Origin of the sequence: Neorhizobium alkalisoli (assembly GCF_002968635.1) — a bacterium.
Classification (GTDB): Bacteria; Pseudomonadota; Alphaproteobacteria; order Rhizobiales; family Rhizobiaceae; genus Neorhizobium; species Neorhizobium alkalisoli.
This window is the reverse complement of record NZ_PVBN01000014.1, coordinates 147,617-159,617: the sequence shown is the minus strand read 5'-3', so window position 1 is coordinate 159,617 and position 12,001 is coordinate 147,617. Positions and strand designations below refer to the sequence as shown.

Below are 12,001 nucleotides of genomic sequence, written 5' to 3'. Positions count from 1 at the left end.
CCAAAAGCGAACGATCGAGGACACGTGGCGACACATCGGCTCTCTCGTCACAACAATCCAACCCGGCGAATGCAGTAACTACTTCGTAAACGCCGGATACGCTTCCGTCAAAACATGAACCGCTCTAAGGTCGGTGATCAAAGTATGGCGCGGTATCGGTCCGATGCAGAGCCCTGGCCGGACTTTTTCACCAGATTGGCATAGACCGCGGCATATTGCAGGGCGCTGCGTTCCCAGGAAAATTTCGCCTTCATGCCCTGGTTCTGCAACCGTGCCCACATTTTCTGGTCTTCGTAGGCATGCAGCGCGCGCCGAAGCGCCAGGCGCAACCCGTCCGTGGTGACCGGATGAAACTGGAAGCCGGTTGCCACACGGGCCGACATCGCCGCGTCATTGGCATCGATGATGGTCTCGGAGAGCCCCCCGGTGCGCGACACGACAGGCACGCAACCATAGCGCAGCGCATAGAGTTGGGTCAGGCCGCAGGGCTCGAAGCGGGAGGGCTGCACGATTGCGTCCGAGCCTCCATGGATCAGGTGCGCCGTCGGCTCGTCGTAACCGATGTGGACGGCCATGCGGCCGGGAAAGCGTGACGCCGTATCGAGGAGCGCCTGCTCGATCCCGCGATCGCCCTGACCGAAGACGATGACGTATCCGCCGCGATCGACGACCTCGTTCGCCGTCTCGGCGAACATGTCGAAGCCCTTCTGCCAGGTCAGCCTGCTGACGGCTGAAAACACCGGGCCGCTGCCGGCCGTGTCCAGACCGAATTTCTCCAGCAGCACCAGGCGGTTTTCGCGCTTGCGGCGCAGGCTGCCGGCGTCGTAGTTGCGCCGCAGATGCGGGTCCGTCGACGGATCCCAGACGTCCAGATCGATACCGTTGACGATCCCGCGCAGAATGGCGATGCGCGCGTTCAGCACGCCATCCATGCCCATGCCGAAACGGGGCGTGAGGATTTCGCGCGCATAGGTCGGGCTGACCGTCGTGATTGCATCGGCCGTCTGCAGCCCCCCTTTCAGAAAGCTGATGTCGCCGAAATATTCCAGCCCATTCATGGAATAGGTCTCCGGCGGCAAGCCGAGTCCGTCGAGCAAACTTGCCGGATACTGCCCCTGGAAGGCCAGATTGTGGATGGTCAGGACGACGGGTGTCATGCAGCCGCGTTCGCGCATGTAGACGGAGGTCAGGGCCGTCTGCCAGTCATGGGTGTGGACGAGATCCGGGATCCATCCGGGCAGGGCGCCATCCGCAATTTCAGCCGCGGCGAGCGAGAGGGCCGCGAACCGCTTCCAGTTGTCGACATGATCCGCGCCTACCGCATCGACATAGGGGCCGCCCGGCCGATCGTAGAGACCTGGAGCATCGAGCACGAAAAGGCTCAAACCCTCGATCCGGGTGTGGAGCAGCGAGGCACGCTCGCCCAGAAGGTTTTCAAAGGTAACGAGCGGCATGGCGCTTTTCAGCTGCTGCATTACCCGCGGATATCCGGGGATCAGTGTCGTGGTCTCGATACCGAGGACAGCAAGGGCCTTCGGCAGCGAACCGGTCACGTCTGCTAGGCCCCCGGTCTTGACGAGCGGGTAGATTTCCGAGGTGACCGAAAGAACTTTCATATGCGGCAAAGCCCGCTTTCCGGGAACGATCTCAGCTTCATGGCCGATCATGCCGCGCTGATTGTGATGGGTCTCACCGACCGGAAGGTGGGCGTTCATCATGCGTCTCTCCGCCATAGCCCGTTCAGACCTTCCAAAACAATCAAGCCCCGGCCAACGTTCCCTCTCGGGCTTGGCTTCGGGCGGAATTCAGATGCAAATGTCATGTCATTTTTCCAGAGCAAAAAACCTCGCTGTCGCGACGATGGCAACCGTCGCGACCGATGACGCTAGTCCTGGTGCTTTACCGACCGCGGAGCTATTTGCCCGGCGGTACCTTCTTGGAACGCTTCTTGGCAGGTTCGACCGCCGCGGAGATCGCCGCCGGAGGTTTCGAGACGGATTTCGTAGACGCAGCCTTCGACGCGACTGGCTTGGGTGCTGCTTTAGGAGAGGCTGCCTTATCAGGAGGGGCGGCCTTAGGAGAGGCGGCCTTGGGTGCCGCTTCGGGGGCTGCAGCCTTGGGTGCTGCCTTGGGAGGCTTGACTGCCTTTGTTACTGCCTTGCGACCCGGAGCCTTTGCCGACGCTCCGTTCAGTGCCGCGGGCTTCAACGTCGCATATTCCAGCTTCGCCTGTTCCCAATGCTCTCTGTCCTTGCCAGTAGGATAACCTTCTGCTTCCCACAAAGCGTAGGCTCGCTTTTTGATCCAGTCTTGTTCGGATTCCGCCATTATTTAGTCTCCATTCGCCCGATTGCCCCAACGGATTCGCGGGAGCAAAGTTCCATGGTCAAAAACGAAAACTCGCTGTCCGGCCAACAGGCACGCGGCCGATTCAAAAAATCTGCCCGACGGAACTTTAGGCAGCCCAAATATGTTTATTCCGCCGGGAAGGAGACACATCGAAATGGAAAAGTACTGCGATATCATCCCGCACGCAACCGGCTGGGTCTATCTCATAGATGGGGTACAGTCCGCGTGCCATTATCATACATATGATCTGGCCATGGACGCTGCAAAAGCCCACCTCGCGAGGTCCGGTTCCACCCGGGACAAGGTTTTCCGGCGACAGGCGCTGAACGGCGAAATGCTGCCGGTGCAGATTCTTGCACAAGGCATGACGGGTTCAAGCTCCACTGGCTCGGCCCGTCACTGAACCGACCCGAATACCCGGAGGAAATGAAAAGCCCGGCCAAGCCGGGCTTTTCCGTGGAGGGCTGGGCGCAACCTCATGTCGCGCCCAGATCCACGTCAAGCGGCCTTCTGAGCCGCTGCGTTGACGGCGGACTCGGCAAGGGCGGTCAGGGCTTCGTCCGTCTTGCTTTCTTCCGCCAGGGTCTGCTCGAGAAGCGTTACGGCTTCCTTCAGTCCAAGCTGCTGAGCCCAGCTGCGGAGAGTGCCGTAGCGGCTGATCTCATAGTGTTCGACAGCCTGTGCGGCAGCGAGCAGGCCGGCGTCGAGCGCAGGATTGCCCTTGAATTCATCAAGAATTTCCTCGCCTTCTTCAATGATCCCGTCGATCGCCGGGCAGGTCTTGCCCTGGGCGCGCTTGCCGATGATTTCGAAGACCTGTTTCAGGCGCTCGATCTGACCTTCTGTCTCTTCGCGGTGCTTCTCGAATGCAGCTTTCAGCTTCTGGTCCTTGGCACCGCGCGCCATCTTCGGCAGGGCTTTCACGATCTGGCGTTCGGCGTAGTAGATGTCCTTGAGGGTTTCATGAAAAAGGTCGTCGAGGGTCTTGGTGGCCATTGCTCTCTCCTTGGATTTTTATGAAATGTTCGAAGGGCCGTTGCGAGACATAGAACTATGAGGCGGACCGAAAGTTCCTTATCTCAATGATTACCCGGATGGGGTTCGCGCCCGCCCGGCGGTTTGTCGTAGAGGCGCTCGATCGCCTCCTCCTGCTTGATCTCCTCGCTGCCGGTCAGGCGGCGACGCTGCAGCAACGCGTAGGCGATCGCTCCACCAAGAAGGATGGGGCCGAGCGCCACGACTACGAACCAGAAATTGTCGGCCATCGCTTTCTCCTTTCGGGCAAGGCCCTGGCGGGCCGTGCCGGAGCGGCCCCAGGGGCCGCCGGTTATTGTTGTCCCCGATCACAGGGGCACGTATCTGGAAAACCGCCGTTTGCCGCAAAAGGTTCCGGAAAAGCGGCCTATCCGTGCCACCAGCGCAGGACCTCTTCGGCTCCGGCGATCCGCAGCTGGTTCGAAAAGCGTCTGCCGAAAAGGGCGAGGGAGGCATCGTGGGTTTCGTCGGAGGTGCTGCAGATCGCATCTCTGACGAGGATGATCGAATAGCCGAGATCGACCGCCCCCAGGATGGCTGCCAGAACGCAGACATCCGTTTCTCCGCCCGATATGACGAGCGTGGTCACACCCTGGCTTTGCAGGAAATTGTGAAGCCGGCCGTCGAGCCATGGCGAATAGACCGGCTTGTCGAAAACGATTGCCGGCGGAACCACGGCTCTCAGCTCCGGCAGGATGTCGACCATCTCGTCGCCGAGCTGCTCGCGCGTCATCATCGACCATTTCTCATAGTAGTCGCGCCAGCTTCCTCCGGCCTCGGCAGGTGTTTTCGGGGGCACGAAACGAGTGAAGATCGTCTGAGCGGGGTGAGTTCTTGCAAGTTCGACAACCGGTTCCCGCACCCGGTGCATCCAGGGAATATGCCAGGGGGTGTCCTCAGCGAACATGCGTTGCATGTCGACGCAGAGATGTCGGCAATGGTTCGGATCTTCCATGACGCGTTTACTCCATCAGCGCTCACGAACAGCGCTACGCCATCAAAAGTTCCGACAGGTGGAAGGAACTTGCGGTGCTCGGACCGCGTTGCCCGCTGGAATGACGATTGCCGAAGGGAAGAGAGAATGCAGGAGAGCCTGAAGATCTACCGTCTGGTGCCGATCGCGGCGTCTGATGATCCGAATTGGCAGAATTCGCCGTCGCAAGGCGAAGTGGTGGTCCGGGCGAGGACGGCCGGCGATGCGCGTCTTGTTGCAAGCGAAGCGGAACTCGACTTCACCGAGATCGACGCCCTGCCTTCGGAGGGCAATTCCACGCAGATGGCCAGCGCCTTCCGCAGCGAAAAACTCTATACGGTGATCGAAGACGAGAGCGGACGGTTCGATGCGGACGGGCCGCGGGGCGTGGTGGAGGGGCAGGTCAGGATCGACAATCTGATATCGACCCAGCTCTAGCGGATACGGATCCGTTCAAGTCGTCATCAGTCGGCTTCGCCGATCTTTCCGTTGAGCGCCTTTTGCAGTTCGCGGGCCAGTTCAAGCAAGCGGTCGGGAACTTCTTCCTTCTCGATTTCGGTGAGCAGGACCGAAACCCGGCGGTTGACGCGCCGTCCCATCCTGACTTCCTGTTCCTCAACCGGACTATTCTGCTTCGCCATCCCGACCTCGTAATAGATATCCGGCCAAATCCAAGCCGAAGTTGCCCGCCCCGCCAAAATTTGCAGTATTTCTCCTTACCGCAATATGCTTGGTTTCGGATATCCCGAAAAAGTCACAGGCCATAAATCAAATCAGGCGACTTCCTATCCAGGAAGCCGCCTGATTTGTTCCAGGACCTTGCCGAGAATCGTCTAATGCTTGGGCGGTTTCGGTGTGCCGGCCGGGATGGACGTCACCGTGGTCGAAACCGGATCGCTCGCGGGGAAGGTATCTTCCAGCCCTTCGTTCAGCTGTTCTTCCAGTTCCTGGCTCTCGTGTTTTGCGCGGGCGGAGCGTTCGGTCGTCTTCTCGTCCCGCTCCTTGCGGGGAGCGTTCGGGCTGCTGTTCGTGCTCATGGATACCCTCCTGTGCTGCGTCTCGAAGGAAACGGCTTCTCTTGCCGTTTGTTCCGGAACCAAGCCGGTACGGCAGGGGTTATCGCGGCAAAAGAAGGAGTTCTGCCGTGGCACCGCGCGTCTTCTGGAAAGGTTATCTGAAGCTCTCGCTCGTCACCTGTCGCGTGACCATGACGCCGGCCATTTCGGAAGGCGCAAAGGTGCGGTTCCACAACATCAACCGCAAGACCCAGAACAGGGTTCTCAGCCAGTACGTCGATGCCGAGACCGGCGAGGCCGTGGAAGACGAAGACCAGGTGAAGGGCTATCCCAAAAACGAGGACGAATACGTGCTCTTCGAAGACGAGGAGCTTGAGGACGTGGGTCTGGAAAGCACCCGCACCATCGATATCGAGACATTTGTCCCGGCAGGTTCCATCGGCTGGATCTGGTACGACCGGCCGCACTATCTCGCGCCGGATGACGAGGTGAGCGCGGAAGCCTTCGCGGTCATCCGGGAAGCGATGGCCAAGACGAAGACCGGCGGCATCGCCCGGCTCGTCATGTATCGCCGCGAGCGGGCGGTGTTGCTGCTGCCGAAGGACAAGGGGATCGTCGTCTGGACGCTGCGCTACGGCGACGAAGTGCGCGATGCCGACGAATATGCGGCGGAAGCTCCGCGAGAAAAACCCGAAGCCCGGCATCTGGCGATGCTGAAGAAGGTCATCGAGGAGCGGACCGAGGCCTGGCAGCCCGGCATGGTCGACGATCCGGTCCAGGACCGGCTGCTCGATATCATCGCCGAGCGCAAGAAAGGCCGCAAGGCGAAGAAGCCGACCGAAGAGAAAGCCCCGGAGCGTTCGAGCAACGTCATCGATATCACCGCCGCCCTGAAGAAGAGCCTCGAGGCGGAACGCAAATCGACGCCGAAATAGACGCTATCTTTTCTTCTTCTCCTTGAATTCGATCGGCGCTTCCGCCTGGCGGAAATCGCCCCAGGGGTCGCTGGTCTGCTGTGCGATCCGGGCGGGCGCGTTGTTGACGGTGAAGTAATTCGGCCCGATCGCTCCGCCGAGCTCTTCCCAGGCGACCGGCATGGAGACCGGGGCGCCGGGGCGGGCGCGGGTGGAATAGGGGGCGACGGCGGTCGCGCCGCGGCCGTTCCTCAGGTAGTCGATCAGGATCTTCCCCTTGCGCTTCGATTTGGTGATGGTCGAGACGTATTTGTCCGGGTCGTCGCCAGCCATGCCGTCGGCAAGCGCCTTCATCGCCGCCTTAACCTCCGGCCATTCCGCTTTCGGCTTCACCGGCGCCACGACATGCAGGCCCTTGCCGCCCGAGGTCTTGACGAACGCGACCAGTCCCATGTCCTCAAACCGCCGTTTCACCTCGTGAGCCGCTGCGATAATCTCCGTCCACGAGACGCCGTCGCCGGGGTCGAGGTCGATATTGACCATATCCGGCTTCTCCCAATCGTCGAGATTGGAGCCCCAGGGGTGGACCTCGAGCGTCGCCCCCTGGACGAGGCCCAGAAGTCCGTCGAGATCGCGGATGGTGATATCCTCTTCGCTCGGATCGGCAGGATCCTTCATCAGGACCGCGTTCTTCGTCATGCCCTTCCAGCCGTGCTTCTGGAAGAAGAGCTGACTGGTGATGCCGTCGGGGCCGCGGATGAGCGCCAGAGGCCGGTTGACGACGTAGGGGGCCATCAGACGCCAGACCTCGGTGTAATAATCCGCCAGGCCGGCTTTGGTCACGCCCGCATCCGGCCAGTAGAGGCGGTCCGGATGGGTGAGATTGACCGTCCGTTTCGGCGGCGTTTCCTCCTCGATGGCTGTCACAGGTACGCCCTCCCGGACGATTTCCTTGGGATCCTTGTCTTCCCGCAACCCTCGGAATGCCGCATGCCGGATATGGGCGTCAGCGGTCCAGCCGCGGAATTCCACCTCGGCGACCAGCTCCGGTTTTACGAAAACGACATCCTTCTTTTCCACCCCGGCGAGCTTTTCGTCAAACGGGCTTTTATCGATGCGGAGCTCATTTAGTCGCTTGAAGAGGGATTGCGCCACCGTGCCGGAGTAACCGGTGCCGACGCGCCCGGCATGGCGGAGTTTTCCTTTCTCGTAGTAGCCCATCACGAGGGAGCCGATCGCCTTATTGTTGACGGAGGAGGGGACGTAGCCCGCGACGACGAATTCCTGGCGGGCAGAGCATTTCGATTTTACCCAATCGCGCCCGCGCCCGGGGCGATAGGCTGCATCGGCGATCTTCGAGATGATGCCTTCGAGGCTGAGGCGGCAGGCATGTTTGAGCACCAGCCCACCCTCCTCGCCGAAATGCTCGCTGTAGCGCAGTGCCGGGCCGCTACCGGCGAGAAGCTTCTCCAGCGCCTCCTTGCGTTTCAGCAGGGTGGCACTGGTGAGGTCGTAGCCGTCGAGATACAACAGATCGAAGGCGTAGAATGTGAAGCGATCCGAGCGCCCCTCGCTCAGGTCCTGCTGCAGCAGCGAAAAGTCCGTCGCGCCGGAACCGGCCTCTACGGCAACCTCGCCATCGATGACGGCATTCGACAGATCAAGCTTCGCGAATGCTGTAACGATCTCCTCGCCGAACTTGTGGGTCCAGTCGAGCCCGGTGCGCGTCAGCAGCCTGATCTTTCCGCTCTCCACACGCGCCTGCAGGCGATAACCGTCGAGCTTGACCTCGTGCACCCACCGTTTTCCCGAAGGCGCGGCCTTCACCAATGTCGCAAGCTGCGGCTCGATGAAATCCGGCAGTTCGGCCTTCTTTGCGCCCTTTATCCCGGCGGCGGCAACATCGGAGGTCTCGGGTGCGGGCGCCGTGCGGCTGCTTTTCTTGACGGCGCGCTTCTTCTTGGACTGCTGGCGTCCCCAGACTTCCTCGAGCGTCTTGCCGCTCTTCACGGAGAGCGGCATCTCCTCCAGAATATCGACATCGCCCTCGCTGCGGGCAAATTCGTCCTCGCCCTTGATCAGCAGCCAGTTCTCCCGCTTTTCTCCCTCCCTGTGTCCCATGCGGACCAGATGCCAACGCCCCTCCAGTTTCTCGCCCTTCAGCTCGAATTCCAGATGGCCTTTCTTGTAGGCCTTGTGCGGATCGCCGATCGCTTCCCAGGAACCGCGATCCCAGAGAAGCACGGCCCCGGCGCCATAATTGCCTTCGGGAATGGTGCCTTCGAAGCCGCCGTAGTCGAGCGGGTGATCTTCCACATGCACTGCAAGACGCTTTTCGCCGGGGACGAGACTCGGACCCCGGGTGACGGCCCAGCTTTTCAGGACGCCGTCCATTTCCAGCCGGAAATCGTAGTGGAGCCGAGTGGCGTCATGCTTCTGGATCGCGAAGCTGTCGCCGGTCGTCTTACCCTTTCGAGTGGTGGAGGATTTGCCCTGAGGTTCAGGCGAGATCTTGAAATTGCGCTTCTGATTGTAGGTTTCCAACGCCATGGTCAGCTTGCCTTTTTCTGCGGGGCGGCAGTCTTGCGAGGTGCGGTTTTACGAGCGGTCTTCTTGGGCGCGGCCTTCTTCTTCTCCGAGGGAGTGCCGGCGCTCTGGCGCAGTGCATCGAGCAGGTTCGACACCTTCTTCGGTTCGGGTTTCGCCTTCTTCTTCAGCTTGCGGCCTTCGATCTTGGCGCGGATCAATTCGGCAAGGGCCGTCTCGTAGCGGTCGTCGAATTCGGTTGGATCGAATTCGCCGCGTTTCGTGTCGATGATGTGTCTGGCGAGATCGAGCATTTCGCCGTCGATCTTGAAGCTCTTGATGTCCGAGAAGATTTCCTTGGCCGGCCGCACCTCGTAATCGTAGTTCAGCGTACTGGCGATCAGGCCGTGCTCGTTCGGCCTGATAAGCAGCGTCCGGAGCCTCCGGAACAACACGGTCCGGGCGAGGGCCGCGACGTTCTTGTCCTCAAGCCCCTTGCGGATCAGGGCAAAGATATCCGCCGACGGTTTGTCGGCCGGCGCAAGGTAGTAGGGCCTGTCGAGATAGGCGGTGTCGACACCGTCGCAGGGGATGAAGGCCTCCAGTTCCAGCGTCTTGTCGGCTTCGGGCACGGCCGCCTTCACTTCGTCCGGCTCGAGGAAGACATATTCGCCGCTCGATACCTCGTAGCCTTTGATGATGTCTTCGGTTTCCACCTCCTTGCCCGTATCGGCATCGATCATCTGGCGGTGGACCCGGTGGCCGGTTTCCCGGTTGATGATGTGGAAGCTGACGCGATCGGATGTGGAGGCGGCCGTATAAAGCGCCACCTGACAACTCACTTCGCCAACCTTCAGATAACCCTTCCAATTTGCACGCGGTGCCACGATCAGAACTCCGTGAGAGTCCTATCAACAGGGGTATAGGCCGGTTTGTTCCGCGATAAGATGAACAAGCTATTCATCTTGCTGGAACCAAACACGCAAGGCGTGCGTTTGCCACCGAAATTCCAGCCCATCGAGTTCGGAGAGGTAGGCAACGGTGTCTGAATCACAGTTGAATAGTGATCCTGCACGTACGGACATAGTCAGGCTTATTCCTGCTCTCCGCGCATTTGCCCGCACTTTCTGCCGTAATCCCAGCGATGCGGATGATCTGGTGCAGGAGACGCTTGCCAAGGCACTCGCCAACCTCGACAAGTTCGAGCCCGGCACAAAGCTGAAGAGCTGGCTGTTCACCATCATGCGCAATACATTCTACACCCGAGCCAAGGTGCTTGGCCGCGAGGCGCCCGGCATCGAGGAGAATGTTTCAGGCGATACCGCCATGGCCGCGACGCAGGAGACTGCGGCACGGGCAAAGGAGGTGCAGCGGGCTCTGCAGAAGCTTCCGCCGCACTACCGCGAAGTCCTGACCCTGGTGGCGATCCTCGGCGAAAGCTACGAGTCCGCCGCTGAAATTTGCGATTGTGCCGTCGGTACGGTGAAGAGCCGGCTCAATCGTGCGAGGCACCAGATACTGCAGGAATTGGGAGAGGACGCGAACTGAGCCGAGGTTTCAGGCCAGTCGCCTTTGGGGGATCATCCATGAAATTCACGTTGATTGCCGTAGCGGTGATCGTCGCCACGATCGCGCCGGTCTTTCTTTTCATCTGATCCCGCGTCAGACGGGATCCTGGTCCAGTTCCGGATAATGCCGGAATATCCCCGACTTGTTGAAGGCAAGCCGGCGGTCGGACTTGAGATAGGCGTCGATGTTCGGCCGTTCGCGGACCATGTCGCGCAATCTGGCGACATGCGGAAACGACCCGTCGAAGTTCGTCATCGCGCGGGGAAAGGCATAGGCGAGCCCTTCGGAAATCTGAAACAGCGACAGGTCGACATAACTCGGCGCATCGCCGATCACATGGCCGCTGTTTGCCGGATTGCTCTCGATGATCCGATCGAAATAACCCATGAACTTCGGCACACGGTTTTTCAGAAACGATCTCGAACGCGCCTTGGCCTCGTCCTTCTGATCCTCGTAATAGTCGTCGGTGCTGATCGGGTGGTGCGTATCGTGCGCTTCCATCACGAAGTCGGTGATCGTGAGCTGCACGCCATGCGCAAAGATCCGGCACTTCTCGTCAGGAGGAACCAGGTTCAGTTTCGGGCCGAGATACTGGAGGATGTTGGCGACATGCGAGACGATGATCTGGCCGTCCTTGAGGAAGGGCGGCGCAAAGGGCGTGCCGAGATAGCCATGCTTGCCCCGCAGATACTCCATCATTGTGGACATTCCCTGGCTGGTCCGCACCACGTCCAGATATTTGGCGCCGGCTTCCTCCAGCGCTAGCCGGATGAATTCGCCGCGGCCGGGAATGCCGTCCCAGTAATAAAGTTCGTATGCCATGCCTACTCCACAAAATCCGCGATCTTCCTCAGGTCCTCGACAAACCGGGCCCTGTTCATCTCCGCATCCGGCTGATCCATGGTCCGCAGCAGCGCCGAAGGATGGATGGTCACCAGGACCGGCAGTCCGTCCGGCGAATGCAACACGGTTCCACGGTCACGGGTAACCTTGGCCTGCCGACCCAGCAAGGAATAGAGCGCTGTCGCGCCCAGCGCCACGGCAAGCTTCGGCTTCACGAGCCGCAGCTCGGCCGCCAGCCACCAGGCGCAGGCCTGCACCTCGCCGGCATTCGGCTTGGCGTGAATGCGCCGCTTGCCGCGGGCCGCAAACTTGAAATGCTTGACGGCGTTGGTGACGTAGCAGAGATCGCGGTCGATCCCCGCCTCATCGAGGCAGCGGTCGAGCAGTTTGCCGGCCGGCCCGACAAAGGGTTTGCCCGCAAGGTCCTCCTTGTCGCCCGGCTGTTCGCCGACGAACAGGATCCTTGCTCGTTCGGGTCCTTCACCGAAGACGAGATGAGTTGCGTCCTTGTAGAGGTCACATCGGGAGCAGGTCTCCGCATCGTTCCTGACATCGGAAATTTGCTCTCCATCTGCGCCGGTGGTTTCGAAGGCAGGCCCTTTGCGGGAGGTCAGCATGCCGGAACTCCTTGATGACGCAAAACCAATTCAGCAGCCGCGGGTTCCGGAAATTCCCACGGGGGAATGCCGGTCGACACTGGAACTTTTCCGCCAAGCTCGGGTTAAAGGCGCAGCGCGCGGATTGTTCCCGTGCGCCTGCATGTTTCTTTTCCCGGA

At 60.5% G+C, this 12,001-nt stretch carries 15 protein-coding genes and 1 pseudogene; 5 read left to right on the top strand and 11 right to left on the bottom strand.

What is annotated here, in order from left to right; all coding sequences use genetic code 11:
- Positions 1-118 (top strand): annotated as a pseudogene (locus tag C5L13_RS29080) (IS630 family transposase); the annotation flags it as partial.
- Between the two features lie 19 nt (positions 119-137).
- Here C5L13_RS29080 and glgA read toward each other — a convergent pair.
- Entirely contained in the window at positions 138-1,616 is a 1,479-nt protein-coding gene (gene glgA, locus C5L13_RS25070; RefSeq protein WP_170117325.1) for a glycogen synthase GlgA, read from the bottom strand.
- A gap of 298 nt (positions 1,617-1,914) precedes the next feature.
- On the bottom strand, positions 1,915-2,328 hold the full coding sequence (locus C5L13_RS25065; RefSeq protein WP_105385988.1) for a DUF2934 domain-containing protein: 414 nt from the start codon (positions 2,326-2,328) through the stop codon (positions 1,915-1,917).
- A 175-nt stretch (positions 2,329-2,503) separates the two neighbouring features.
- Between C5L13_RS25065 and C5L13_RS25060 the strand changes: the two genes are divergently transcribed.
- A complete protein-coding gene (locus C5L13_RS25060) occupies positions 2,504-2,752 on the top strand; it encodes a hypothetical protein (protein ID WP_105385987.1) in 249 nt (82 codons plus the stop codon).
- A 95-nt stretch (positions 2,753-2,847) separates the two neighbouring features.
- Here C5L13_RS25060 and C5L13_RS25055 read toward each other — a convergent pair whose 3' ends face one another.
- The 3 genes from C5L13_RS25055 to C5L13_RS25045 form a co-directional block, all read right to left on the bottom strand.
- Positions 2,848-3,345 (bottom strand): YciE/YciF ferroxidase family protein, encoded by a 498-nt coding sequence (locus C5L13_RS25055; protein ID WP_105385986.1) that lies wholly within the window; start codon positions 3,343-3,345, stop codon positions 2,848-2,850.
- An 83-nt stretch (positions 3,346-3,428) separates the two neighbouring features.
- Positions 3,429-3,614: a hypothetical protein gene (locus C5L13_RS25050; RefSeq protein ID WP_105385985.1), complete on the bottom strand. Its 186-nt coding sequence runs from the start codon at positions 3,612-3,614 to the stop codon at positions 3,429-3,431.
- A gap of 137 nt (positions 3,615-3,751) precedes the next feature.
- Positions 3,752-4,339, bottom strand: coding sequence for a cysteine hydrolase family protein (locus C5L13_RS25045; protein ID WP_105385984.1), 588 nt, complete (start codon positions 4,337-4,339; stop codon positions 3,752-3,754).
- Between the two features lie 126 nt (positions 4,340-4,465).
- Between C5L13_RS25045 and C5L13_RS25040 the strand changes: the two genes are divergently transcribed.
- Positions 4,466-4,795, top strand: coding sequence for a hypothetical protein (locus C5L13_RS25040; protein WP_105385983.1), 330 nt, complete (start codon positions 4,466-4,468; stop codon positions 4,793-4,795).
- Positions 4,796-4,821: 26 nt separating this feature from the next.
- Here C5L13_RS25040 and C5L13_RS25035 read toward each other — a convergent pair whose 3' ends face one another.
- On the bottom strand, positions 4,822-4,998 hold the full coding sequence (locus C5L13_RS25035) for a hypothetical protein (RefSeq protein WP_158693522.1): 177 nt from the start codon (positions 4,996-4,998) through the stop codon (positions 4,822-4,824).
- 192 nt (positions 4,999-5,190) lie between these two features.
- Entirely contained in the window at positions 5,191-5,394 is a 204-nt protein-coding gene (locus tag C5L13_RS25030; protein WP_105385981.1) for a hypothetical protein, read from the bottom strand.
- A 107-nt stretch (positions 5,395-5,501) separates the two neighbouring features.
- Here C5L13_RS25030 and ku (C5L13_RS25025) point away from each other — a divergent pair, with 107 nt between their 5' ends.
- Positions 5,502-6,308 (top strand): non-homologous end joining protein Ku, encoded by an 807-nt coding sequence (gene ku / locus C5L13_RS25025; RefSeq protein WP_105385980.1) that lies wholly within the window; start codon positions 5,502-5,504, stop codon positions 6,306-6,308.
- Positions 6,309-6,311: 3 nt separating this feature from the next.
- Here the strand turns inward: ku (C5L13_RS25025) and ligD are convergent, their stop codons facing one another.
- Entirely contained in the window at positions 6,312-8,837 is a 2,526-nt protein-coding gene (gene ligD / locus C5L13_RS25020; protein ID WP_105385979.1) for a DNA ligase D, read from the bottom strand.
- A gap of 2 nt (positions 8,838-8,839) precedes the next feature.
- Entirely contained in the window at positions 8,840-9,706 is an 867-nt protein-coding gene (ku, locus tag C5L13_RS25015) for a non-homologous end joining protein Ku (RefSeq protein ID WP_205836885.1), read from the bottom strand.
- Between the two features lie 163 nt (positions 9,707-9,869).
- Between ku (C5L13_RS25015) and C5L13_RS25010 the strand changes: the two genes are divergently transcribed.
- Positions 9,870-10,361, top strand: a complete 492-nt coding sequence (locus C5L13_RS25010) for a sigma-70 family RNA polymerase sigma factor (RefSeq protein WP_105385977.1) — start codon at positions 9,870-9,872, stop codon at positions 10,359-10,361.
- Between the two features lie 114 nt (positions 10,362-10,475).
- Here the strand turns inward: C5L13_RS25010 and C5L13_RS25005 are convergent, their stop codons facing one another.
- A complete protein-coding gene (locus C5L13_RS25005; RefSeq protein ID WP_105385976.1) occupies positions 10,476-11,204 on the bottom strand; it encodes a glutathione S-transferase in 729 nt (242 codons plus the stop codon).
- A 2-nt stretch (positions 11,205-11,206) separates the two neighbouring features.
- On the bottom strand, positions 11,207-11,842 hold the full coding sequence (locus C5L13_RS25000; RefSeq protein ID WP_105385975.1) for a UdgX family uracil-DNA binding protein: 636 nt from the start codon (positions 11,840-11,842) through the stop codon (positions 11,207-11,209).
- Positions 11,843-12,001 lie beyond the last annotated feature (159 nt).

Excerpts from the sequence above, each read along its gene's own strand:
- glgA (WP_170117325.1), bottom strand. The coding sequence starts at position 1,616 with ATGAAAGTTCTTTCGGTCACCTCGGAAATCTACCCGCTCGTCAAGACC.
- C5L13_RS25045 (WP_105385984.1), bottom strand. The coding sequence starts at position 4,339 with ATGGAAGATCCGAACCATTGCCGACATCTCTGCGTCGACATGCAACGC.
- C5L13_RS25035 (WP_158693522.1), bottom strand. The coding sequence starts at position 4,998 with ATGGCGAAGCAGAATAGTCCGGTTGAGGAACAGGAAGTCAGGATGGGA.
- C5L13_RS25030 (WP_105385981.1), bottom strand. The coding sequence starts at position 5,394 with ATGAGCACGAACAGCAGCCCGAACGCTCCCCGCAAGGAGCGGGACGAG.
- C5L13_RS25040 (WP_105385983.1), top strand. The coding sequence starts at position 4,466 with ATGCAGGAGAGCCTGAAGATCTACCGTCTGGTGCCGATCGCGGCGTCT.
- C5L13_RS25060 (WP_105385987.1), top strand. The coding sequence starts at position 2,504 with ATGGAAAAGTACTGCGATATCATCCCGCACGCAACCGGCTGGGTCTAT.
- C5L13_RS25000 (WP_105385975.1), bottom strand. The coding sequence starts at position 11,842 with ATGCTGACCTCCCGCAAAGGGCCTGCCTTCGAAACCACCGGCGCAGAT.
- C5L13_RS25065 (WP_105385988.1), bottom strand. The coding sequence starts at position 2,328 with ATGGCGGAATCCGAACAAGACTGGATCAAAAAGCGAGCCTACGCTTTG.
- ligD (WP_105385979.1), bottom strand. The coding sequence starts at position 8,837 with ATGGCGTTGGAAACCTACAATCAGAAGCGCAATTTCAAGATCTCGCCT.
- C5L13_RS25005 (WP_105385976.1), bottom strand. The coding sequence starts at position 11,204 with ATGGCATACGAACTTTATTACTGGGACGGCATTCCCGGCCGCGGCGAA.
- C5L13_RS25050 (WP_105385985.1), bottom strand. The coding sequence starts at position 3,614 with ATGGCCGACAATTTCTGGTTCGTAGTCGTGGCGCTCGGCCCCATCCTT.
- C5L13_RS25055 (WP_105385986.1), bottom strand. The coding sequence starts at position 3,345 with ATGGCCACCAAGACCCTCGACGACCTTTTTCATGAAACCCTCAAGGAC.